Here is a 22,531-nt window from a genome sequence, read left to right as displayed (position 1 = left end):
CTCCGCGCTTTACTTGCATTCGTGGCGGTACGGAGCGGAGGACTGCGCCCCCATCCGGGTCACGGAGATCGTCGCGGCGCGGGAGGCGAGGCCGATTGCGTCCCGCAGCTCCATTCCTTCCGCGAGGCCGACCGCCAGCGCGCCGTTGAAAATATCTCCGGCCGCCGTGGTGTCGACCCGCCTGACCGGCTGCACCGGAATCTGCTCGCCCCGGCCGTCCCGGTACAGGTACGAGCCGCGCGAACCCATCGTGATGATCACGGCTTCCACCCCCATGCCGCACAATTTTTCGGCCGCCTTGCGTGCCGATGTTCCGTCGTCGACCCGGATGCCGGTCAGCAGTTCTGCTTCGGTTTCATTGGGGGTGATCAGCGCAAGGCATGGGAAGAGTTCGGGCGGCAATGCTGCCGCCGGGGCCGGGTTCAGGATTACGGTGCGCCCTTTGGCGGCGGCCCAGCGCGCCGCGCACAGCACCGTTTCCACCGGAGTTTCCAGCTGCATTAAAAGCACGTCGGCGGCTTCGATCACGTTGCGGGCGGCTTCGAGGTCGCGCGGGGAAAGCGAAGCGTTGGCGCCGGAGGCGACGGAAATGCAGTTCTCCCCTTTCGCGTCGACCATGATCAGTGCGACTCCGGAGGGATTGTCCGGATCGGTCAGGAGATGGGAAGTGTCGATCCGCTCCTTTTGGAACAATGCCCGCGCTTCCCGCCCGAACAGGTCGTCGCCGACTTTGGCGATGAATGTGACATCTCCCTCCAGCCGGGCGGCGGCGACGGCCTGGTTGGCGCCTTTCCCGCCGGGATTCATCAGAAAACGTCCGCCGAGAATGGTTTCACCCGGCACGGGAATCCGTTCCGATTTCACGACCATATCGGTGTTGGTGCTGCCGATGACTACGACTTTCTTCATAATTCTCCTCCTGTTGGCAATTGTCCTCTCTAAATAAGAATATAATCTTATTTTAGAAAATTGCAACCGGAGGCGAATTTTGTAACTGTTCAGGCTCGTTTCAGGTGAATCAGGCTTCTTCGCCTTCACCGGCGTTCCGGCCGTCGACCACCCGGCCGTCGTCGTCGTCGCAGGAGCGCACTTCGCGCAGGCTGCGGAACAATCCCCGGATGTTCAGCGAACCGCCGACCAGGAACCAGGCCGTGGTGCCGACGCCCAGCACGAACGAGATGCCGACCCAGATCTTCCAGAAGAGCACCCAGCCCGCCGTGGAAATCCCGACGCACACATGGTAGAGCGTCATCGCCGCGAACACCGCCAGCCATACCGCGCTCCAGGCGATGTTCGCATAGAACAGCAGCCGGTCGGTGAAGGTGAATTCTCCGGTCAGGCCGAGCATTTTCAGCCAGCGGTTGGCTTTGAAGCCGGTTTCGATGTGCTCGTTCGCGGTGTCGTACCTGCCGCGGTGCAGCATCCGGTCGAGGTTGAAGCGGGTCCGCCCTGCCAGCGAGATGCCGATGTAGCTCAGCGTCGAAATCACCAGCGCGCCGAAGTAGATGATCTGCCCGTTCCAGATGAATTTGCCTTCCTCGCGGGTCATCCAGTCGAAGGGGCGCAGCCACTCGTATTTTTCGATCAGGATTCCGGCGACCGCGATGGTTGAACCGATGATCAGGGCGGTCCATGCGGCGGCGGTGGTGCCGCGTTTCCAGTAGAGCCCGCCGATGATCACGACGCCCGCGCCGCCCAGCCACACCGCGCCGGTGATCGCGAACCACATCATGATGTATTCGGTCTGGCGGAAGAAGTAGCTGAAGAGCCATGCGAACGCGCCGACTCCGAGGATCGACAGCCGCAGCAGCCGGATATGCGTTTCCGGCTTGAAAGGACGCTTGCGGAACGGCATTACCACGTCCTGAATGAAGATGCTGCCCCAGCTGTGCATATAAGTGTTGTCCGTGCTCAGCATCGCCGCGAACATCACCGCGATGAATATGCCGCTCAGGCCCACCGGCAGCAGTTGCTTGAGCACCATCGGCACGAGCAGTTGTTTCTGCAATTGCGCGCCCTCCACGTGTTCGAGCGATGCTCTCACCGGTGCGGCGATGTCGCCGAACGCGGCGTTGTTCATGATCAGGTAGGCGCAGATCGGGATGACCATGAAGAGCAGCCCCTGGATCAGCCCCCGCCACTGGCCGAGCAGCGCCGCCATCTTCGCTTCGTGCGGCGTTTTGGCGGCTCCGGTATAGCCCATGTTGCCCTGCCACGCGCCGGAGGTGTAGAAGATCGCGACGATGCCGATCAGGAAGTAGAAGGCGGAAAAATCCTTGTTGGCGATGGTGTCAAAGGGATTCAGCAGCGATTTGCCCGCCGGGGCGGTCGCGGCCATGGTCGTGAAGATGTCGTTCCAGTCGAACTGGTACAGGAAGAACACCATCAGGATCAGGAAGGCCACGTTGCAGAACATCCCCTGCGCGAAGTCGGTGACCATGATCGCGATCTGCCCGCCGAAGCACGCGAACGCCGCGCCGAGCCCGATGAAGAGCGTCAGCAGCAGTGCATAGCTTTCGACCGGAACGCCGCAGAAGCGCACGTACTCCGGGAAGCCGCAGTAGAACAGGAAAAACCGCGCGCTGACCGCCGGGAAAATCCCGTAGTTCAGCAGCCCGGAAATCCACATCAGGATGCCCGCGAACACCCGGAAGTTCCGGCTGTAGCGCATTTCGAAGAACTGCGCCAGCGTCAGCGTGCGGGTTTCGCGCCGCCGGTAGTAGACCCAGCCGGAGATCGCGATGATCAGTGCGACCGGCCCCGACAGCATCGTCCACCACACCGGCGTGAAGCCGGCGTTGTAGTAGAGTTCAAAAAAGGCGATGATCGAGATCGCCCCGACCGCGCCGATGCCGGACGCGATCGCGAGGATGTAACGCTCCGCGCAGCGGTTGGCGGCCAGAAAATCGGCGGTGTTGCGCACGAATTTCCGGCAGTAGAGCAGCAGCCAGAGCAGCCCGGCGAACAGGGCGCCGAGGATGCTCCAGTCGATCCAATGCATTTCCATTTCAGAGTTCCCCCCATAGTTTCAATACGTCGATCAGGCTCAGGTTGGTGTGGTAGCCGGGGTCGAGATCCGGTACCGCCGGGATTACCCGGACGGGCCTGCCGGAAGCGTCCCGGGTCTGGTACGCGAAGCAGTGTTGCTCCACGTTGGTGAAGCGGTTCCACAGCGCACCGGCGCACGCGCCGGTTATGTCGCTGAAATCGCCGCATCCGGCCGCTTCGGCTTCCGCCGCCGCCCGGATCGTTTCGGGCAGGCTCCACCACGGCATATCGGCGTTGACCGTGCAGCGCCCGATCAGGTCGAAGGATTTCACGATGCCGCCGGGGCCGGGGCGGAAGCCGAGCGTGAAGTGGCGCCGCAACAGCCGCGCGAGCAGCAGCCGGTCCGCATGGAGAGCCGCGGCGCTGCCGGGGCGTCCGGCCTTCTCCAATACGGCCAGGAACTTCAGCGCCAGCCCGGCAAATTCCAGCGCGTGGCCGGGATCGCTGATCAGCCTGCCGTCCTCGCGGTACGGCGTTCCGTCCGGGCGGACCGCTTCGAAAAGCTCCGGCTCTCCCCGGCTGTGGTCCACATGCAGCGTCAGCACGCGCCGCAGGAACCGGCAGCCCCGGTCCAGCCACTTCACATCGCCGGTCAGTTCCGCCGCGGCGGCGATGCCGGACAGGGCGATCATGAACGGTCCCTGCTGCACCTTGCCCGGCCGCGCCGCGACCGGGTTGGCCGGGTCGAACGGCTGCTGGTCGGTCACGAACCGCAGTTCACCGATTGCGGCGACGGTCCGCTCCAGATAGGCCAGCGCCTCGCGTTCGAGCGCCGCATCCTGCAGGGCGCGGGCGGCGTGCAGCAGCCCTTTGGCGCAGAAGAGGTCGCTGTAGTTCGCGTCGCCGGGGAGCGGCTCGCGGCGCGGCGTGCCGTCGCCGTTCAGGAACACTCCGTCCGGCGACATCATGAAGAACATTCGGCCGCCATTGGCCGCGCGGATGCGTTCCAGCCGGGAGCTGACCCGGCGCAGCACGGCGCGGATGCGTCCGGCGTCGCCGAAACCGGCGTGCAGATGCCCGGCCAGTGCTTCGAGGCCGCGCCCCTGAATCCACGCATAGACCGTCCGGCCGGAACGGAACGCCGGTTCCGCCGCACCGGCGTAGTCCCGCCCGTCGATCACGTCGAATTTGGTGTCGAGGAACGGGCGGTCGCCGGTCCGCTCCAGAATCGTGTCGAGCGTTTCGGTGATGATCCGCCGGAAGGCGGCGGTCTGTTCGGCGCGCGTCATCGTCCGGCCCGGTAGGTTGCGGTCCGCTCCGAGGCGTAGTTCAGCAGCGACATGATCGCGTAGGCGGCGGCGCGGGCGTTGCAGGAACCGGCGTCGACCGTGTAGTCGCCCGACATGCCGTGGAAAGCGCCGTCCATCTTCGCGCCCTCCCGGCGGAACTGCTGCCCCAGCAGGTATTCGGCCGCCTTTTCAATCGCGGGGTCGAATGATTCGTCCAATACGCCGAGACGGCGCCCTTCGACCATCTCCTGCAAAATGCAGCCCGCCGCGTTCGGTATGCTCTGGCTCCACTCGGCGGGGCCGAAGCCGCCGTCGGGACGCTGGGTGTCGCGCATCCGGGCGAGGAAACGCCTCGCGGCCAGCCGGTAGCTGTCATCGCCGGTCAGCTCGGCGGCGTGCAGATTGGCCAGCGCGCCGAAGTCGTCGTTGAAGCGGTGCATCATGATCCAGCCGGCGGGAGCCCACGCCGGATCGGCGCACCCGTCGAGCTTCTCCAGGGTGCCGTGCTCGCGGATCACGGTGATGTCCCCCTGCGGGCCGAGCAGGCGTTCGTTGTAGAAGTCGAGCAGCGTCAGCGCCGCGTCGAGGTAGCGCCCGTCGCCGATGGCGGAGTAGATCCGGCCGAGGAAGTAGGCGCTGCCGGCGTGGAACGAACCGTACCATTTCGGCTCCCATTCCGCATCGTCGAAGCGCAGCGTCCAGTACGGATACCCCTTCTCCATCCCGACCGACACGAACCAGTCCGCGAACGCCTTCGCCCGGAATCGCGCTTCGGCGTCGCCGGTCGCCTCGGCGTAGTCGAGCAGCCCGAGCGCGCCGCTCAGGCCGTCGCGCGGATGCGCCCAGCGGTCCTGCGGCGTCTCCTCGTGCAAGGCCCCGAACGTGCGCGGATTGCCCGGCACGAAGTTCTGCAGGCTCTTTACGTATTCGATCGCGCGGGCGGCGCTTTCGAGGTAGCCGCGGCGGGGGGAGGCCGCATGTCCGTTCAGCATCATGCTTGCGATGATGCCGGTCAGCCAGCTGGTGGTCCAGCTCTCCGCCCGGCCGGTGCGGCAGTCTGCGATGAAAGGATAGCGGCCGCAGTCGGCGCTGTGGAGGTCCGTGAGCTGGTTGCGTACAAAATAGTCGAGTCCGGCCAGCGCCGCATCCAGCGCCCGTTGTTTCAGGAGGTCATTCATTTCTTTTCACGCTTTCCGGCCAGTTTTTCCGCGGCGGCGACCCAGTTCTCCGGGGTGCACTCGTAGGGAATCACGGTCATTTTGAATTCGCACTGCTGCCCCTGCTCGAACCGTTTTCCGGCCAGGAGCTGCGAGTAGTGTTTGCGGTAGCGGCCCGGGGTGTCGCGGTACTGTTCGCGGCGGGGGCCGGTGCGCCACTCCTTTTCCACGATCGAAAGCACCCCCTTGTTGAATTTCGGATTGAACAAGGCGACCGCCCGCGCCGGGGAGTTCAGCAGGAATTCGCCGCTGTCGGTGAAGCTGCCGCCGGTCCCTTCGTCCAGCGCCCGGTAGAGCGTGAACGAAGTCGCCCACGGATACATGCAGAAAAAGGCGTAGCCCAGCCGTTCGGGGGAACGGCAGGTGACATGGACCGTTTCGGTGATCCGGTTGTCCGCGATTTCCAGCGTGTCGGTGACCTCCAGCCCGCGCACCATCGAGCGTTTCACGAGCTTCACGGCGGAGGCGCGGATGCTCGGCGCCGGGCGTTCGACCGGCTTGCCGTCGACCTCCAGCGCGAGGCAGAGAATGCGCTCGTTTTCGTTTTCGCGGTGTCCGCTGCCGACGAAGCCGTACTCCCGGAAAGAGAACACATTGCCGTAGTGGCTGCCCCACTGGTCCACGCCGAGGCGGTCGCCCTTGTAATCGATCCGGTAGAGGGTCCAGAAGGAACGGCTTTCCAGCCGCAGGCCGAGGTCGCCGACCGCAAGCTCGACCGATTCCGGCCAGCCGGGAACCTGCGACGGCGTCAGCTGGTCGAACAGCCACGCTTTCGCCCGCGTGTAACTCATCCGGGTCGCGTGGCCCATCAGCGGCTCGTTCACGATTTTCTTGTCGGTCGGAATGCGGTTGTACATCGCGTAGACCGAACTCGGGCTGCACACCGGATCGATGAATCCGACGATCACCCGCACCGGGCACTTCAGGTGCGCCGCGAAGTTGGCCGCGTCGAAGTAGCGTGCCATCTCCAGCGCGGCGGGATCGTTTTTGAACTCATCCGCGAACAGCGGCCAGCCGGGGGCGCGCCCCTTTGCCGGAGCGCCGTGGTCGCACAGCGCCGGGACGTTCGCGACCGCCGCCTTGATGTGCGCGTTGAGCGCGGCGAGGATGATCGCCGAACCTCCTCCCTGGCTGGAGCCGAAGATGCCGATGTTCCGGGCGTCCACCTCCGGCCGTTCCGCCAGATAGTCGATCGCGCGGTCGATGCCGAGGTAGACGTTGCGGAAGTGGTACCGGTCGCGGTCCGGCACTCCCCGGAATTTGTAGTGGCCGCCCGCTTTCAGGTATTCGTCATATTTCGCGCGGCTCTCTCCGGCGAGGCGCGGCACGGGGTAGGGGAGCACATTCATATTCAACATCACGAAGCCCTGATCGGCCAGCATCACGTCCGCGAAAATCCCCGGCCCCGCGCCCGGCACGTTGACCAGCGCCGGATACTTCGCCTTGCCTTTTTTCGGAATGGTCAGGAAGCCGTATACGCGTTGGCCGTCGAGGGTCCCGACGCTCAGGCGGTACACCTCCCGGTCCGGTTTGGTGAATTCCGGTATCGGAGTGAGCCGGATGTCGGCCGGGGTTTCCCGCAGCTTCCTCTGGCCGTCGCGCCAGAACTGCATGAAATCCTCCGGTTCCGGCATTCCGGGCCGGAGCTTTTCCGGTTCGTAACCGGCGGCGGCGATTTTATACTGAGGCTTTTCGCCCGGTTCTTCGAGCATCACGGCCATGCGCAGGAAGCCGGGTTCGTTCAGCGCGGCCTGCGCGACGTAGGGCGGTTCCTTTTTCGCGAGATCGAACGACCGGCGCGCGACCGGCGTGCAGGAGTCGCGGGTGAAAATCGCATGGAGCTTGCCGGCGCGCAGCGGCCGGCCGTCTTTGGCCGTCACGGTCAGGGTGTATCCGGCTGTCTCGCCGCAGCGGTAGAGTGCTTCCGGCCGTTCCGGCGTGATCGTGATTTCCGCCGCCGTCAGCGCCAGCGCGGCGAGGAGCGTCGGCAATATCGTCAGGTATTTCATCTCTCAGTTTCCTTTGAATTGAAGTCGGATTCGCGTTTCCGGCGGAACCGGATTGACCCGGCCGGTGCCGATGCCGGGCATCGGCACGCGCAGCGACGGATCGTCGGTGATTCCGGCCAGCGGCACCGTGACCGCCTCCGCGGCGGAAACCGGACCTCCCACGTTGAACAGCAGCAGATTGCCGTCCGTCCTGACTCCGGTGAGTTTCCGGTTGCCGGTCAGGGCGCGCCCCTCCAGCGTGTTCGCCGACTCCGGGGAGATCACCTGATCGAACACCACGCAGCCGTTTCCGGCGGCGTCCACCTCGCCGGACACCGGGCGGGGCGGATCGAAGTGAACCTGATGCCGCACGTGGAATTCGTAGAACGCGGTGAAGTCGAAGCCGACGCGCTTTGCGGTCCTCTCGAACTTTCTCTCCCAGCCGGGAGTGCGGCGGTACGGCACCGTCGACGCGAAATCCCCCTGCACCGCCAGCGGCAGCCCCGGAAACGCGTCCCGGACCGCTTTCATATAGGGCCGGTAGCCGGTCAGGTACTCCGGCGTCTGCTTTTCCGGGATCCAGTCCGGCCAGTGCGACTGCAGGAAGTGGAAGTCCGGCAGCGTGCCGGCGACCATCCGTGCGCCGTCCTGCGCTTCGGCTTCGCGCATTTCGGCCATCTGCGTTTCGTCCCCGGCCAGCGCGATGGTCCAGCTGCCGAAGATCACCTCCGGGTGACGGCGGCGCAGTCCGCCTTCGCCGTCCCAGATTTCGCGGTAGAAGTCGTTGATCGATTTCAGGCGGTATTCGACATAGTCGCGGTAGAGGGCGATGTTGGTCTTATAGTAGTCCGGGTGGGCCGGATCGGTGAAGTTCGGGAACTTCGAGTGGCCGGTGTTGCGCTGGAAGTGTTCGATGAAGCCGGGGCTGATGTCGCCGAAGAACTCCCCTTTGCCGAACCGAGTGCCGTAGTGGCTCTCGTAGAATACGAAGCCGTCGAATTGGTTGCGGTCGTAAAAAGTTGCCAGATAACGTTTCCACCACTCCTGATACGGCTTGTGCACATAGGAGAAGTAGCGGTTGGGGCGTTTGACGGTGAACTCCATTCGCCAGTTTTCCGACTCCGGCGGGAACAGCGAATCCGGCATGAAAGTCGCCGGGCCGAAGAAGCTGCCCCATACCTGCAGCCCGGCGGCGCGGGCGGTCCTGACCAGACCTTTCGGAAGCAGCTCTTTTTCCTTGATGATCAGGAAGATCGCATCGTAGCCGCTCGCTTTCACTTCTGAAACCAGACTGGCGGCGGAGCGGTTGTGATTGTAGGGGTAGCCCAGCGACACCTGAATCGCCCGTCTGGGCAGGTCGGCGGCGGTTTTGTAGCGCCGGACCGGCTTCCAGCCCTCCCGGAGCCGGTCGAGCGAAGCGCTCATCAGCCGCATCGCCCGGATCACGTGCAGCCCGCTCTTCCACGCCCAGCCGCCCTGATGGAAACGTTCGCCGGTTTTCAGGTTCACCCCGCCGTACCAGACGCCGTTGGCCGGATTGACCAGATGGGCGTAACTGAAGCGCGCCGCTTTTTCAAACAGCGCGTAATATTCGGCCTCTCCGGTGACTTCGTACATGCGCAGCAGCATATTCATCAACTCCAGCTGCGTCCACCAGCGCGGCACCTCCACCGGCTGCGGTTCGCCCTCGAAGGGGCCGAAGATCGCCGCCTTGCCGTCCGGGAAAATGCCGTGGCGGATGATTGGCGCGGAAACCCGCTTCAGCCACGGCCTGAGCTCGTCCGGATGAATCCGCAGCATCTCCGCCGCCTCCAGCACATACCAGACCAGTTCGGCGTTGTGTCCGTAGAGCACCTGCATGTCGGCGGCGGCCTGCGTCCGTTTCGGCTTCCAGTCGGCGGTCATGAGCATGTAGCCGTTGCCGGAAGCCGGATGCAGCAGCTTTTCGGAGGTCAGGATGCCGAAGAGTTCGGCCAGCCGGTCGTGCGCCGGGCCGGTCGGATTGACCTTCATCAGCCGGGCCAGCGCCAGCGCCATGTGGAGGTTGGTTCCGACGCTCTTGTCGCGGTTCGCCGCCGGCCGGATCGCCTCGAAGTAACCGCCGTGTTCCGGGTCGTGCGCGAGCTGGTCGAGTTTTTCAAAGGTGGATTGCGCGAGGTCGAACGCGCGCCGGTCGGAAATCTCTCCGGCGATCTCACTCATGATGTAGACCACATACGCCTGTGTGATCGCGGTGATGTCGCGGTTGGAGGGGTTGCCGTTCTCGTCGACGGCCTTGATGAAAAGCCCGGTCGCCGGATCGCGGTATCGGTCGAGGAAGGCGAAACCGTGCTCGTACTGGCGGCGCAGCCGCGCCCGTTCCGCCGGATCGGCGGTACATGGAATCGCGACCGCGTGCGCCCAGAGCACCCGCAATTCGGACAGGAGCGGCTTGCCCGCGTCGGGGGCGTCCGGCGAAGCCGGGGTCGGCGTGCAGGTGTTGCCGTCCGCGTCGAACCACAGCCGGTAGCCGCCCGCCGGATCGGCCACTTCGGGGCGGGTCCAGAAATTCAGGGCGTCCTGCCGGGTCTTTTCAAAAATCTTCCGGGCGGAGGAAATCGAGAAATCGGTCGGCGGCTGTACCGCCGGGAGCAGCGCCGCCAAGGCAAGTACGCCTCCGGCCATCCATTGCTTCAGCATGTGTTTTCCTCCTTACTGCCAGATTGAGAAATAGTTGTCCGGCTCGTCGGCGCAACCGTTCCTGAACGGGTCGGAAACGTAGGGATTGGCGTTGTTCACCCGTGGCGTGGTCACATGCCCGTCCACCCATGCCGTCGTGACCGGTCCGCCGTGCCATGACCATACGAAACCCTGATTGCTGGTGGTTCCCTGTTTCGGCACCACGAAGTATATCGAACGGTTGATGCTGTGATCGCGGTTGTCCGTATACAGGATCACCCGGCCCGGCTTCCTGACCCTGGACAAATTGACCGAGATCGGCTTGGAGATGATCGCTCCCGATTTGTCGCGGGCGGCTTCCCCGAGATAGCTGTAATTGTAGCCGAACGCCACGTAGTAGAAACTGGTTCCGGCGGAACCGTTGAAGAAGTTCTGCTTGTCGATGTCCTGCTGCATTGCCGCGGCCATTCCCGTGCCGTTGGTGAGGACCTGCGGTTCGCCGGGGCAGACCATCGCCCGCCCCGTCTTGAAATAACCGCCCCGCGCCAGCCGTGCCGCCCAGACCATGTTGTCATTCGCCGCCGTGACATTGTAGCGCGGGAACATTTCACGGTTGTCGTTCAAGTACAGCGACATCGCCAGAGCCGCATCCTTGAAGTTGTTCACGCACTGCATCGTCTTCGCCTTGCCGCGCGCCTGATTCAGCGCCGGCAGCAGCATCGAAGCGAGAATGGCGATGATCGCTATTACTACGAGCAACTCAATCAACGTGAATCGTCTGCATGTTTTCATGTTCCATATCCTTCTGTCAGTTGGTGAATGGTGAGTTTACGATCGTATGGCGGCACCAGAGCCGGCAGCCCCGGTTGTCGAGGTTCCGGTACGCCAGCTCCGCCAGTTGCGCATAATCCTCCAGCACGCTCGGAATCGCAATGCCGTGCTGGTTCAGCGAACTTTCGTTGTCGAAGTCGCCGTAGAAATAATCCTCGTTGAACCGGTAGTTGTGGCTGCGCAGGAAACCGAGCATGAAACCGGTGGTTTCGTTCGAGGGCGACAGCAGCACGCCGGGAGCCCCCGCCGGTCGGCGGCGGTCGAATTCGCCAAGCTGGAGCTGGTTGTATTCGTAATCATCCTGCCGGAGTTCGAGCACCCGGCAGAAGCGGTTGTGTTTCTCGCAGGCGTCCATGAAGCCGGCGCGCCGTTCCAGCCACACGAAGCGGTTGGAGAGATAGCGGCCGTAAGGCATGTCCAGCAGGCCGACCGCGGCATTCTCCGGCAGGTTGCACAGAAAGGTCTCCGCGAGGTCGAATGCGGCCTGCCGGTGGTTGACCGACACGAAGTCGCAGTCCGGATAGTACCGGTTCAGCAGCAGGAAACGGCTCCGGTCGCCGACTGCCTTGACCGCGTTTTCAAAATCCTCCTGCGACAGGTTGTTCCACAGGATGCGGCGGTAGTGGCGGAGAATCTCCGGGTTGCGGCTGACCTCCTCCATATTCAGGATTTTGCGTTCGTTTTCCGGCAGCAGCTGGAAAAGGCGGCCGAACATCGCATAGTAGTTGCACGCGATCGTCCAGTCCATTTTGTGCAGCATCACCAGTGTGCTGTGCACCACCACCGCCACTTCGTCGCCGGTGTTCCGTTCGGCGACGTAAGTTCCGGCGCGCGGCGTCGCGACCAGCAGTCCCTCGCGCAGCAGCTCGGCCATCGCGCGGTTCACGGTGGCGCGGGTCACGCCGTACTGCTGCATCAGCTCCTCGCGGACCGGAAGCCGTTCACCGGGAGCGAGTACGCCGGAGCGGACATTCTCGCGCAGGTCGTCGATGATCTTCTGGTATTTCGGTACGAAATTCTCTTTTATCATGGCCGGATTCCCCTGATTGCCGTGATCCGCCGATTGCCGCACCCGGAATCGACGCCGGCGGCATCGCAGTCAATAAAACCAGTTTTTTTATGCGATGCCTTGTTCTTTGGATCGTTTTCTTTCTATATATTATGACAAATAAAATCATATTTGTCAAGGGAGGTTCTATAAAAAAAGCGAATAAAACTAATTTTTAATAAATAAACTAGTTTATTTGAAAAAATGGGCTAGCCTTATTCACGCGATGCGGCATGGGGATTTTTCTGATGTTTTCCTGTCGGAACCTTGAAAATTCGCGTTCAGACTGTAAGATATGAAACATTGTGATGCGGGTTGAAGCGCATGAGCGGAGGACGGAGTATCTGGGGTGAACGGAATGGAGCAAGACGGAGTGCCCGGCGAGGCGGTTCTGGCCGGAGTCTATCGTGACGAACCGATCCGCAGAAGCCCGGAGCGATTGGCGAGCTGCCTGCCGCCGCAGTATGGCCGGATGCGGAAGCTGGCGCTGAGTTACGGCATCTACCAGCAGGCGGAGGCGCTGATCTTCTGCAAGCAGGGAAAGTTCATGGAGGATTTTGAGGACGACTTCGACTACAGAGGGGAGTTCGTCCGGTATTTCCCGACCTATCAGGCGATGAACGACGCGCAGCTTCGCGGCTATTTCTCATGGCGGACACGGATCAGGCGCGGCGAAATCAACCGGACGTCGCTCTCCTTTGTTTTCGTCTACCTCTACGAGCTGCTGAACGGCATCGGCGTGAAATCGCCGGAGGAGGGATTCCGTACCCTGAAGGCGTTCTGGCTCTCCTATCGGGAGATCGAGCCGAAGATCGACCGCTATGTCCGGCTGTGGCTGCGGGATTATGTGGTGTACTACAACCTCGACCGGTCATTGCTGGATGAGCTGGGGGATGCGGAGGCCGACCGGGCGGTGCTGGTTTTGCTGAACAGCCGGGAACATGATGCTGGAGAGGTGTTTGCGGCGTTGAATTCGCTGTCGTCGTACAATCTGGAAAACTCCGGGTTTTTCCGGCGGCATCCGGAGGAGGTCAAACGGGTGGTCTGCCGGGTTTTCGCCGAACTTTCGGCCTATTACGACCGGAACCGCAAGAACAGCCTTTGCAGGAAGTTTTTCGGGGAGAGCCAGACCGGTTCCTATACCATGTTCAGCTCCGCCGTGTTCTACGACCGGCTGAAGCGCCGGGATTATGTGTACGAGGTCAACGACATTTACAAGTACCGCTGCCGGAACGGCAAGTGGAGCTGTGAACGCTTTTTGTGTTACAAGGGGAAGCTTCAGCAGACCGGGCTGCTGCTGAAAACCGTCGACTTCCTGATGCGCCGGAAATACGGCTTCAACTCCGCGCTGAAGGTCGAAAAGATCACCAGGCTGTACCGGGAGATCATCGACCGGGAAATCGATAAACTCCGGGAGGAGGAGCGGGAAAACGCGCGGCGGGAGGTCGTGATCGACGTTTCCCGGCTTGAAGCGATCCGGGAGGCGGCGCTTGAAACGCAGGAAAAGCTGATCGTGGAGGAACCGGAGGAGGCCGTGCCGCCGCCGGAAGCTCCGCCGGAGAATTCCTTCGGGTTGAATGAGCTGGAGTGCCGGTTCCTGCGCTGTCTGCTGAATGGGGAATCCTGCGGCGAACTCTTGAAGTCCGCCGGGGCGATGGCGTCGGTGCTGGTCGATTCGATCAATGAAAAACTGTTCGACCACTTCGGCGACACGGCGGTCGCCTATGACGGAGAGACCCCCGAACCGCTTGAGGATTATGTGGATGAATTGAAAGGAATCGTCGGGAAATGAAAATACCCAGAAGAATAGCCACAGTTGTGATCAACTCCCTGAAAGGCGGCGTGGTGCCCCGGATCGGCCTGCCGTATATCACGGTCGGGCGCGAGGCGGAGATCGACGCGCTGCTGCGCGACGTCGAAATCATCGCGGAGGGCGGCGCCTCGTTCCGCTTCATCGTCGGCAGGTACGGCAGCGGCAAGAGCTTTCTGCTTCAGACGATCCGGAACTATGTAATGGACAGGAACTTCGTGGTGGCGGACGCCGACCTCTCGCCGGAACGGCGGCTGCAGGGCGCCCGGGGACAGGGACTGGCCACCTACAAGGAGCTGATTCAGAATCTCTCCACGAAAACGCGGCCGGAGGGCGGCGCCCTGACGTTGATTCTGGACCGATGGCTCAGCAATGTGCAGAGCGAGGCGGCGGCGGAAAGCGGGCTCGGCCCCGGCGACGCCGGTTTTGCCGGGCTGGTGGAAAAGAAGATCGGCGAGGTGGTGAACTCCCTGAACGAAATGGTGCACGGCTTCGACTTCGCGAAGCTGCTGACGGTCTACTACCGGGCGAATCTCGCCGGGGATGACGAAAGCAAGGCGAAGGTGGTGAAATGGTTCCGCGGCGAATACGCGAACCGGACCGAGGCGCGGGCCGAGCTGGGCGTCAACATCGTGATCACCGACGACGACTGGTACGAATACATCAAACTTTTCGCGATGTTCCTGAAAAAGGCCGGCTACAACGGCCTGTTGGTCCTGATCGACGAGCTGGTCAACATTTACAAGATTCCCAACAGCATCACCCGGCAGTACAACTACGAGAAGCTCCTGACCATGTACAACGACACGCTGCAGGGCAGGGCGCGGCACCTCGGGATCATCATGGGCGGCACGCCGCAGTGCATCGAGGACACCCGGCGCGGGGTGTTCAGCTACGAGGCGCTGCGCTCCCGGCTGGAGGAGGGGCGGTTTGTGCTCGACGGCATGAGGAATGTGCTGTCGCCGGTGATCCGGCTGTCGCCGCTGACCTGTGAGGAGATGCTTGTGCTGATCGAAAAGGTCGCGGAGATCCACGCCGGGCTGTTTGAATACGGGCGGCGGCTCAGCCAGCAGGAGCTGATCGACTTCATCCGGATCGAATTCGGCCGGATCGGGGCGGATGCGAAGCTGACGCCGCGCGAGGTGATCCGCGATTTCATCGAACTCCTGAACATCGTGTACCAGAATCCGGAGGTCAATGTGGCGGAGCTGCTCAATTCGGAAAAATTCGAGTATGCGAAAGCCGCCGCTCCCGCAGGCGAAGTTCCCGACAAGGAGTTTGAGGAGTTTGAACTGTAAATGAACATCTTCGACCGTTACGCGCCGTTCGTGCAGGACTTCATCTACCGGAACAACTGGGAGGCGCTGCGCGCCATTCAGGTGGCGGCGGGCGACGCGGTGTTCAACACCGACGACAATGTGCTGCTGTCGGCCTCCACCGCTTCCGGCAAGACGGAGGCGGCGTTTTTCCCGATCCTGACGCTGTTCAGCGAAGATATGCCGAAGTCGGTCGGCGCGATCTACATCGGCCCGCTGAAGGCGCTGATCAACGACCAGTTCCTGCGGCTGAACGACCTGTGCCGCGAGGCGGACATTCCGGTCTGGCACTGGCACGGCGACGTCGCGCAGTCCCACAAGAACCGGCTGCTGAAGAATCCATCCGGCATTCTGCAGATCACGCCGGAGTCGCTGGAGGCGCTGCTGCTGCACAAGCACTCGTACATCGGGCGGCTGTTCGGCGACCTGCGCTTCGTGGTGATCGACGAGGTGCATTCGCTGATGCGCGGCGACCGCGGCGGCCAGACCCTCTGCCTGATCGAACGGCTGGCGAAGCTGGCCGGGGTGAACCCCCGCCGGATCGGGCTTTCCGCCACGATCGGCGACCTTGAGACGACCGGAAAATTCCTGTCGTCGGGGACGGGGCGCAGGACCGTGATTCCCCGGATCGAAGCCAGGGGCGTCCGATGGCGGCTCTCGATGGAGCACTTCTACGTGCAGGGGCCGCAATCGGCCCGGGATCAGGAGATACCGGAGGCGCTGCCGGTGCTGGATATGAAAACCGACGACGCGCCGGCCAGTGCCGATCCCGGCATCGGGTATATCTTCGAGCACACCCGGGGGAAGAAGTGCCTGGTGTTCGTGAACTCCCGTGAGGAGTGCGAGACGGTCACCACCACGCTGCGCCAATATTGCGAGGCGAAACACGAGCCGGACCGTTTCCTGATCCACCACGGCAATCTGTCGGCCTCCTACCGGGAGACGGCGGAGGCGGTGATGAAGGATGAGGAGCAGTTCCAGACCACCGTGACCACCGCCACGCTCGAACTCGGGATCGACATCGGCCGGCTGGAGCGCGCGTTCCAGATCGACGCGCCGTTCACGGTTTCGTCGTTCCTGCAGCGGATGGGGCGTACCGGTCGGCGCGACCTGCCGCCGGAGATGTGGTTCGTGATCCGCGAGGAGATGCCGGAGTCGCGGGCGATGCTGCCGGTTACGGTGCCGTGGAAGCTGATTCAGGGGATTGCGCTGGTTCAGCTCTATTTGCAGGAGCGCTGGGTGGAGCCGCCGAAACTGGACCGGCTGCCGTTCAGTCTGCTCTACCACCAGACCATGTGCACGCTGGCCTCCTGCGGCGAACTCTCCCCGGCGGCGCTCGCGTCGCGGGTGCTGCCGCTGAGCTATTTCCACCGGATCACGCCGGAGGATTACAAAATTCTGCTGCGCCATCTGATTGCGACGGAGCATATCGAAAAGACGGAGCAGGGCGGCCTGATCGTCGGGCTGGCCGGGGAGCGGCAGACCAGCTCCTTCAAATTCTACGCGGTGTTCAAGGAGAACGAGGAGTATACCTGCCGCTGTCAGTCGCAGGAGCTGGGCACGATCGTGATGCCGCCGCCGGTCGGGGAAAAAATCGCGCTCGCCGGACACGTGTGGATCGTCGAGGAAGTCGATCACAAGCGCCATCTGGTCTACTGCGAACAGGTCAGGGGAAAGGTCCCCGCCTACTTCGGCGAATGCCCCGGCGATATCAATACCAAAGTTCTGGAGCGGATGCGCGAGGTGCTGCGCGAAGGCGCCGCCTATCCCTATCTGATGAAAAACGCGGTTGCAAGGCTGGCGGAAGCGCGGCATTCGGCGGCCTGCTCCGGGATGACGGAGGAACCGCTGATCTGTCTGGGGGGCGACATGTGGTGTCTGTTCCCGTGGCTCGGCACCTACGCCTTTCTGGCTCTGGAACGGTTCATCAAGCTCAAATGCGCGCCGCAGCTCGGACTTTCCGGGCTGGATTCGTCGCGCCCGTACTTCATCCAGTTCAAGATGAAGGCGCCGAAAGAGGAATTTTTCCGGGTGCTGGCGGAGATGGAAAAGCAGCCGCTCGACCCGATGGAGCTGGTCTATCCGGGCGAGGTTCCGCTGTTTGAAAAATACGACGAATTCCTGCCGGCGGAGCTGGTCAAAAAGGGATTCGCCTACGGCATTCTGGGGATCGACGAAATGAAAATGCGCATCCGCAGTTGGAATAAAGTCTGATCGGGGATTTCGCTCTGAAGGAACGAAATCCCCGATGCCCTTTCCGTTTCAGGATGGAAAAATCTACTTCGCCAGTTCCGGGAGGGTCGCGGCGATCACGGCCTGGCCGTGACGCTTGAACTGCTCGTCGGGAATGTGGAAGCCGATCGCGAGTTCGGGGAACTCCTGTTTGAGCACTTCCCGGGCGGTGTCGAGGATGATCGAACCGCCTTCGCCGGAGGAGACGCGGCCGAGCAGCAGCAGATGCTTGAGCTCGTAGAAGTCCGCATAGTGGGCGAGCGCGTAGCCGAGGTAGCTGCCGATGGTGCGGTAGACGGTGGCGGCGCGCGGATCGTGTTCGGCCATCGCTTTCTGTACGAGCTTGAGCTGCTCCGGCAGCGGGGTCCCGGCGGGGAAGTCGAAACCGGCCTTGCCCGCGATGCGGCCCACCGCCTGCTGCGACAGATAGCTTGCCCCGACGCCGAGGTCGCCGGACCATTCGTCGCGCGGAGCGTCGGCTCCGGTGCGGTAGTCCACCGGCGCGAATGCGAGTTCATTCAGATGGTCGGTCAGGCTGCCGTCGGGACGGACATAGCCGACCGCCTCGCTGGTTCCCATCGCGAGGCCGAGCAGTCCGTTCTCTCCGAGGCTGACCGCCCCGGCCAGCGCGGTGACTTCGCCGTCATTCAATACGATGAACGGCACGCCGGGGAACTCTTTGGCGATTTCAAGGAAGATCGGCCGGACTCTGGTTGCGAATTCCGCTTCCGGAATGCCGCGGAACAGCGACGCGATGCGCGGCTGGTTGTCCACATAGACGCCCGCGGCGCTGCCGCCGATCGCGTCGATGCGGGGGAGCTTGGCGGCGGCCCGCTTCAGCGAATCGATGATCCCGGCGCGGTGGTAATTGATGTCCTTCTGGAAATAAGGGTCCCAGACGACCTCCTCGCTGTGGACGGTTTCCCCGTCTTTGACCGCCGCGCATTTGCGGTCGGAGCCGCCGAGGTCGAAGCCGATCCGGCAGCCGTCGAAGTGTCCGCCGAGCTTCACGCTGATCTCCTTGCCCGCCGGAGCCGCGTCATAGGCGCAGCTTTCGACGGTGAAGTCGCGGTCGTAGATGGTGCGCCCCATCACCTTGTGGTCGAAAGCGCGTTCGCCGTCGGCCGAGTAGAGGCGGGCCAGCCCGGCGGCGATCTTCGCGCTGCCGCCGATGGTGACTTTCCAGCCGCCGCGCGCCCAGAGCAGGAACTTCACGATCCGCTCGACGTAGCGCAGGTTGAGCGTATCGTTGGACTCTTCTTCGGGCAGGATCGCGGTGTCGAAGCGCGACACGGTGCCGTTGGCCCGTTCGAGGCAGACGGCGAGCCGGACCGCCCGGTCTCCGGCGGCGGCGACCAGTTTGCGGTATTCCCGGTTCCAGAGGGCGGCCGGGAGGAAGCCCGGATCGAGTTCGGGCGCGAGTTTCATGGTGACGTTGATCGACATGGCGGAGTGCTCCTTTCGCTTCAGCGGTAGTTTTCCCACTTCGGTTCGTTGGCGAAGACCCAGTCGTAATACTCCTTCTGGGTGAGCTGCGCGGCGGCGTCGGCGTCGAGGATCACGACCGTATTCGGGTGCATCTGAAGCGCGCTCGCGGTCACCATCGAGGTGACCGGCCCCTCGATCGCCCTGGCGGCGATTTCGGCTTTCCTGGCGCCGGTGATCAGCAGGATCACGCGATTCGCGTCGAGGATGGTACCGACGCCCATCGTGAAAGCGCGCTTGGGCATGGATTCCGGCGGATTGAAATACACGCAGTTCTGCCGGTAGGTGACCGGCGTCAGGGATTTGGCGCGGGTGCGGCTGGAAAGCGAGGAACCCGGCTCGTTGAAGCCGACGTGGCCGTCGTTGCCGATGCCGAGCAGCTGCACGTCGATGCCGCCGGCGTCTTCGATGTCGGCTTCATAGTTGATGCCCTCGGCAAGCTCGTCCTCGGCGAGGCCGTTCGGCAGATGGGTGTTGCGCTTGTCGATGTTGATGTGATCGAACAAGTGGTGATTCATATAGTAGCGGTAGGAGTTCACATCGTCGGGCCCGAGGCCGATGTATTCGTCGAGGTTGAAGCTGGTGACCTGCGAGAAATCGACCTCTCCGGCCTTGTTCATTTTGACCAGCACGTCGTAGACCGCTTCCATGGTGGCGCCGGTGGCGAGGCCGAGCTTGCAGGCGGGCTTGGCCTTGACGGTGTCGGCGAGCAGGCGGGCGGTAAGTTCGACCGCCTGGGCGGTGGTGGGACGGATGATGACTTCCATGACAGAAATTCTCCATTGCTGTTGAGTTAAAAGGTTCTTGCCGTACACTGCATATAATACCCCGTCCGGGGGGAAAATCAAATGGATGTTTGAAAACAAACTATGTACTTTTCGACAATTTTAACTGAAATGTTTTACTTGCACGGGAAAGAACATTTTGATTCCGGCGGCGCGGGAGAGGGTCAGGCGAGGGTGATGACGGCGGCGATGCGGGCGGCTTCGGCGGGATCGTAGCTGCCGGGGAAGGCGGAAAGACAGTTGGCGCTGGCAGCGCCGAGCGCGATGCGGAACGCTTCAAAGGGATCGGTTCCCGACAGGATTTCGCTCATCCAGACCGCGCTGGCGGTGTCGCCGCAGCCGATCGGATTGACGACTTTCTCCAGTTCCGGGAGATGGTAGACCGCAGTCCGGGTTCCGTCGCCGCACCAGGCGTCCGACGGGCCGTCGGTGATCGCGACGAAACGGATGCCATTGAAAGTGAACACCTTTCGCAACGCGGCGCGGATGTCGGCTTCGCCGGTCATCGCGCGCAGTTCATCGGCGTTGATTTTGAGCCACAATTCCGCGCCGGAGTCGAAGACCGGCTGGAGGTTCTGATAGGAATCCAGCAGCAACGGCTTGCGGAACTCCGCCGCGAGACGCGCGGCGCGTCCGTACAAATAAGGATCGGTGCCGGTCGGCAGCGTGCCGCAGAAAGCCGCGCCTTCGGCCCCCTCCAGGGCTTCGTGAAAATATTCGAGCATCGAGGCGACCTCGGCGGTGGTCGCCGCATAGGAGGGTTCGATGATTTCGGTCATGGTCTGGGTCGCGAGGCAGAGGCAGGTCGAGCAGGTCCGGGTCGGCGCGACGGTGCGCACGGTCCACACGTCCATCTCCTCTTTGCCGAGTTCGCGGCAGATGTAGCCGCCGGTGTCGCCGCCGCCGAACTGGATCAGCTTGCACGGCACCTTGCCGTGGCATTTCGCGGCGCGGCAGAAGTTGATCCCTTTGCCGGCCGGGAAACACTGCATTTCGCGGGCGCGGTTGATGCCGTCGTACTGGAAGCGGTCGAAGAACAGCGTTTTCTGCCAGGCCGGATTCGGCCCCAGAACCGCGATGTGCCTCATGACAGCTCCTCCAGAATCCGGCGCACGTCGTCGTCGGAGAGGTCGCGCGGATTGCATTTCATGCTGCCCGAACGGCAGTTCCTGACGATGAAATCGTAGTGCTCCGGCGCGAGGCCGTAAGTCTTGAAATCGGCGGGCAGCTCCAGCCAGCTCCTCAGTTCGGTGATAAGCTCGATCAGGTTGGCCGGGTCCGGGTCCTGCGTCAGCGCGAGCGCGAGGTCTTCGAGATCGTCGTGGGCCGCTTCGAGGTTCCATTTCAGGATCGTCGGCAGCAGCACCGCACAGCAGACGCCATGGGGCACATGGAGGATCGAGCCGAGCGGATGGCCGATGCCGTGCACCGCGCCCAGCCCGGAGCTGGAGAAGGCCATCGCGGCCATCATGCTGCCCTCTGCGACGAAATTGCGCGCCTGAATTTCACCCGACCATGCCGGGTGCAGACTGGAAAGGATATTCTTTGCCGCCTGCATCGCAAGCGTTTTGCTGACCGGGTTGGCCTTGCGGGAGATGAAACTCTCGATCGCCTGCGTCAGTGCGTCGAAACCGCTGGCGGCGGTGACGGCGGGCGGGCAGTCGTAGGTCAGCTCCGGGTCCACGAGCGCGAGGTCGGCGTACAGCCCGGTGCCGCGCAGCGACTGCTTGATGCCGGTTTCGGGGTCGAGCAGTACCGCGTTGGGAGTGATTTCCGCTCCGGTTCCGGCAGTGGTCGGCACTTCGGCCAGAAAGACGCCGTGTCCGGGAATTTCGCGGCGGTTGTAGAAGTAATCCGCGACCGGGCCGGGCAGGGGCAGCAGCGCCGCCACGCTCTTGGCGGTGTCCATCGCCGAACCCCCGCCCCAGCCGACGACCGATGCCGCGCCGATCCGCCGGGCGGCGGCGAGGGCGCGTTCCACATCGGCCAGCGGCGGTTCCGGGCTGATGTCGGCGATCAGTTCAAAACTCCGCCCGCCCAGCGCCGGGACGATTTCGGACTGGATCCGGGAAGCCGAATGCCGCCCCGCAACGAACAGCACCGGTCCCGCCGGCAGGAGTTCGGCGAGTTTGCGGCGCTCATCGGCTCCGAAGATGATTGTTCCGGGAAAAGAGAGGGAGTAACTCATGCTTCCGGCTCCTTGTTTGACAGATAACGGTAAAGCTGCCGGGCCGCATCCCCTTCGGCCGCTTTGCGGTTGGCGGCGCGGCCGACCGCGTTGTAACGGGACAGGCGGACTTCAACCTCGTAGACCGGCAGATGCTCCGGCCCGGAAGTATGCAGGATCGAATATTTCGGAGTCAGCCCCCAGTGGCGCTGGGAGTACTCCTGAAGCTGCCCTTTCGGATTGATCGAGGTCAGCAGCGAACGCGGGTCGGGATACTCGTCGCGGATCAGCCCGGTCACGAACTGCCGGGTCGCGTCGAATCCCGCGTCGAGGTAGAACGCCCCCAGCACCGCTTCGAACAGGTCGGCGAGCGTGGAGTCGCGGTCGGCGCCGCCGGAGTCATGTTCGCCGCGGCCGGTCAGCAGATATTCGCCCAGCTCGAAGCGGCGGGCGAGCCGCGCGAGGGCGGGTTCGCGGACCAGCGCGGAACGGATCTTGGTCATTTCCCCCTCCGCCGCATCCGGGTAAAGGTGGAACAAGTATTCGGTCAGGATAATCTCCAGCACCGCGTCGCCGAGAAACTCCAGCCGCTGGTTGTCATAGCCGAGGTTGTTCTCCACCGCGTAGGAGCGATGGGTCACCGCTTCGGCCAGGCGGTTGGACCAGGGACCGGCGAATCCCAGCCGCTTTTTCAGTTCTTCGATATTCCGGGCCATG

The 22,531-nt window shown here is 63.0% G+C and carries 16 protein-coding genes; 3 read left to right on the top strand and 13 right to left on the bottom strand.

What is annotated here, in order from left to right:
• Positions 1-9: 9 nt before the first annotated feature.
• The 8 genes from rbsK to C8D82_RS16245 all read right to left on the bottom strand — a co-directional run bounded on the left by rbsK (position 10) and on the right by C8D82_RS16245 (position 12,001).
• The gene (rbsK, locus tag C8D82_RS16280; RefSeq protein ID WP_116885350.1) at positions 10-909 is read right to left on the bottom strand and encodes a ribokinase; all 900 of its coding nucleotides are present in this window, start codon (positions 907-909) and stop codon (positions 10-12) included.
• Between the two features lie 109 nt (positions 910-1,018).
• The gene (locus C8D82_RS16275) at positions 1,019-3,007 is read right to left on the bottom strand and encodes a sodium:solute symporter family protein (protein WP_116885349.1); all 1,989 of its coding nucleotides are present in this window, start codon (positions 3,005-3,007) and stop codon (positions 1,019-1,021) included.
• A gap of 1 nt (position 3,008) precedes the next feature.
• Entirely contained in the window at positions 3,009-4,277 is a 1,269-nt protein-coding gene (locus C8D82_RS16270; RefSeq protein ID WP_116885348.1) for an AGE family epimerase/isomerase, read from the bottom strand.
• Positions 4,274-5,455, bottom strand: coding sequence for a glycoside hydrolase family protein (locus tag C8D82_RS16265; protein WP_116885347.1), 1,182 nt, complete (start codon positions 5,453-5,455; stop codon positions 4,274-4,276). The genes C8D82_RS16270 and C8D82_RS16265 overlap by 4 nt, the downstream gene beginning before the upstream one ends.
• The gene (locus C8D82_RS16260) at positions 5,452-7,503 is read right to left on the bottom strand and encodes an acetylxylan esterase (protein ID WP_116885346.1); all 2,052 of its coding nucleotides are present in this window, start codon (positions 7,501-7,503) and stop codon (positions 5,452-5,454) included. The genes C8D82_RS16265 and C8D82_RS16260 overlap by 4 nt, the downstream gene beginning before the upstream one ends.
• Before the next feature lie 3 nt (positions 7,504-7,506).
• On the bottom strand, positions 7,507-10,161 hold the full coding sequence (locus C8D82_RS16255) for an AGE family epimerase/isomerase (RefSeq protein ID WP_116885345.1): 2,655 nt from the start codon (positions 10,159-10,161) through the stop codon (positions 7,507-7,509).
• 12 nt (positions 10,162-10,173) lie between these two features.
• Positions 10,174-10,932, bottom strand: a complete 759-nt coding sequence (locus tag C8D82_RS16250) for a type II secretion system protein (RefSeq protein ID WP_116885344.1) — start codon at positions 10,930-10,932, stop codon at positions 10,174-10,176.
• Between the two features lie 16 nt (positions 10,933-10,948).
• Positions 10,949-12,001, bottom strand: a complete 1,053-nt coding sequence (locus tag C8D82_RS16245; protein WP_116885343.1) for a GntR family transcriptional regulator — start codon at positions 11,999-12,001, stop codon at positions 10,949-10,951.
• Positions 12,002-12,377: 376 nt separating this feature from the next.
• Between C8D82_RS16245 and C8D82_RS16240 the strand changes: the two genes are divergently transcribed.
• From C8D82_RS16240 to C8D82_RS16230, 3 genes are read left to right on the top strand one after another with little or no spacing between them, the layout of a single operon-like run.
• Positions 12,378-13,811, top strand: coding sequence for a TerB N-terminal domain-containing protein (locus C8D82_RS16240; RefSeq protein WP_133245241.1), 1,434 nt, complete (start codon positions 12,378-12,380; stop codon positions 13,809-13,811).
• Entirely contained in the window at positions 13,808-15,127 is a 1,320-nt protein-coding gene (locus C8D82_RS16235; protein WP_116885341.1) for an ATP-binding protein, read from the top strand. Before C8D82_RS16240 ends, C8D82_RS16235 begins: the two co-directional genes overlap by 4 nt.
• Complete coding sequence (locus C8D82_RS16230; RefSeq protein WP_116885340.1) at positions 15,128-17,359, top strand: DEAD/DEAH box helicase; 2,232 nt, start codon at positions 15,128-15,130, stop codon at positions 17,357-17,359.
• A gap of 63 nt (positions 17,360-17,422) precedes the next feature.
• Here the strand turns inward: C8D82_RS16230 and C8D82_RS16225 are convergent, their stop codons facing one another.
• The 5 genes from C8D82_RS16225 to rnc all read right to left on the bottom strand — a co-directional run bounded on the left by C8D82_RS16225 (position 17,423) and on the right by rnc (position 22,530).
• On the bottom strand, positions 17,423-18,823 hold the full coding sequence (locus tag C8D82_RS16225; protein WP_116885339.1) for an ROK family protein: 1,401 nt from the start codon (positions 18,821-18,823) through the stop codon (positions 17,423-17,425).
• Between the two features lie 20 nt (positions 18,824-18,843).
• Positions 18,844-19,629, bottom strand: coding sequence for a glucosamine-6-phosphate deaminase (nagB, locus tag C8D82_RS16220; protein WP_116885338.1), 786 nt, complete (start codon positions 19,627-19,629; stop codon positions 18,844-18,846).
• Positions 19,630-19,811: 182 nt separating this feature from the next.
• On the bottom strand, positions 19,812-20,735 hold the full coding sequence (locus tag C8D82_RS16215; protein WP_165833134.1) for a 1-phosphofructokinase family hexose kinase: 924 nt from the start codon (positions 20,733-20,735) through the stop codon (positions 19,812-19,814).
• On the bottom strand, positions 20,732-21,835 hold the full coding sequence (locus C8D82_RS16210; protein WP_116885336.1) for an iron-containing alcohol dehydrogenase: 1,104 nt from the start codon (positions 21,833-21,835) through the stop codon (positions 20,732-20,734). Before C8D82_RS16210 ends, C8D82_RS16215 begins: the two co-directional genes overlap by 4 nt.
• Complete coding sequence (gene rnc, locus C8D82_RS16205) at positions 21,832-22,530, bottom strand: ribonuclease III (RefSeq protein ID WP_116885335.1); 699 nt, start codon at positions 22,528-22,530, stop codon at positions 21,832-21,834. Before rnc ends, C8D82_RS16210 begins: the two co-directional genes overlap by 4 nt.
• Position 22,531: the final 1 nt, after the last annotated feature.

It is taken from the genome of Victivallis vadensis (assembly GCF_003096415.1).
Taxonomy (GTDB): Bacteria; Verrucomicrobiota; Lentisphaeria; order Victivallales; family Victivallaceae; genus Victivallis; species Victivallis vadensis.
Note: the sequence above shows the minus strand (reverse complement) of the source record. Positions and strands in the feature narration are given on the sequence as shown.

Coding starts and splice junctions, on each gene's coding strand:
- C8D82_RS16230 (WP_116885340.1), top strand. CDS start 15,128: ATGAACATCTTCGACCGTTACGCGCCGTTCGTGCAGGACTTCATCTAC.
- C8D82_RS16260 (WP_116885346.1), bottom strand. CDS start 7,503: ATGAAATACCTGACGATATTGCCGACGCTCCTCGCCGCGCTGGCGCTG.
- C8D82_RS16240 (WP_133245241.1), top strand. CDS start 12,378: ATGGAGCAAGACGGAGTGCCCGGCGAGGCGGTTCTGGCCGGAGTCTAT.
- C8D82_RS16210 (WP_116885336.1), bottom strand. CDS start 21,835: ATGAGTTACTCCCTCTCTTTTCCCGGAACAATCATCTTCGGAGCCGAT.
- C8D82_RS16255 (WP_116885345.1), bottom strand. CDS start 10,161: ATGCTGAAGCAATGGATGGCCGGAGGCGTACTTGCCTTGGCGGCGCTG.
- C8D82_RS16265 (WP_116885347.1), bottom strand. CDS start 5,455: ATGAATGACCTCCTGAAACAACGGGCGCTGGATGCGGCGCTGGCCGGA.
- rbsK (WP_116885350.1), bottom strand. CDS start 909: ATGAAGAAAGTCGTAGTCATCGGCAGCACCAACACCGATATGGTCGTG.
- C8D82_RS16215 (WP_165833134.1), bottom strand. CDS start 20,735: ATGAGGCACATCGCGGTTCTGGGGCCGAATCCGGCCTGGCAGAAAACG.
- nagB (WP_116885338.1), bottom strand. CDS start 19,629: ATGGAAGTCATCATCCGTCCCACCACCGCCCAGGCGGTCGAACTTACC.
- C8D82_RS16275 (WP_116885349.1), bottom strand. CDS start 3,007: ATGGAAATGCATTGGATCGACTGGAGCATCCTCGGCGCCCTGTTCGCC.
- C8D82_RS16235 (WP_116885341.1), top strand. CDS start 13,808: ATGAAAATACCCAGAAGAATAGCCACAGTTGTGATCAACTCCCTGAAA.
- C8D82_RS16250 (WP_116885344.1), bottom strand. CDS start 10,932: ATGAAAACATGCAGACGATTCACGTTGATTGAGTTGCTCGTAGTAATA.
- C8D82_RS16270 (WP_116885348.1), bottom strand. CDS start 4,277: ATGACGCGCGCCGAACAGACCGCCGCCTTCCGGCGGATCATCACCGAA.
- C8D82_RS16245 (WP_116885343.1), bottom strand. CDS start 12,001: ATGATAAAAGAGAATTTCGTACCGAAATACCAGAAGATCATCGACGAC.
- C8D82_RS16225 (WP_116885339.1), bottom strand. CDS start 18,823: ATGTCGATCAACGTCACCATGAAACTCGCGCCCGAACTCGATCCGGGC.
- rnc (WP_116885335.1), bottom strand. CDS start 22,530: ATGGCCCGGAATATCGAAGAACTGAAAAAGCGGCTGGGATTCGCCGGT.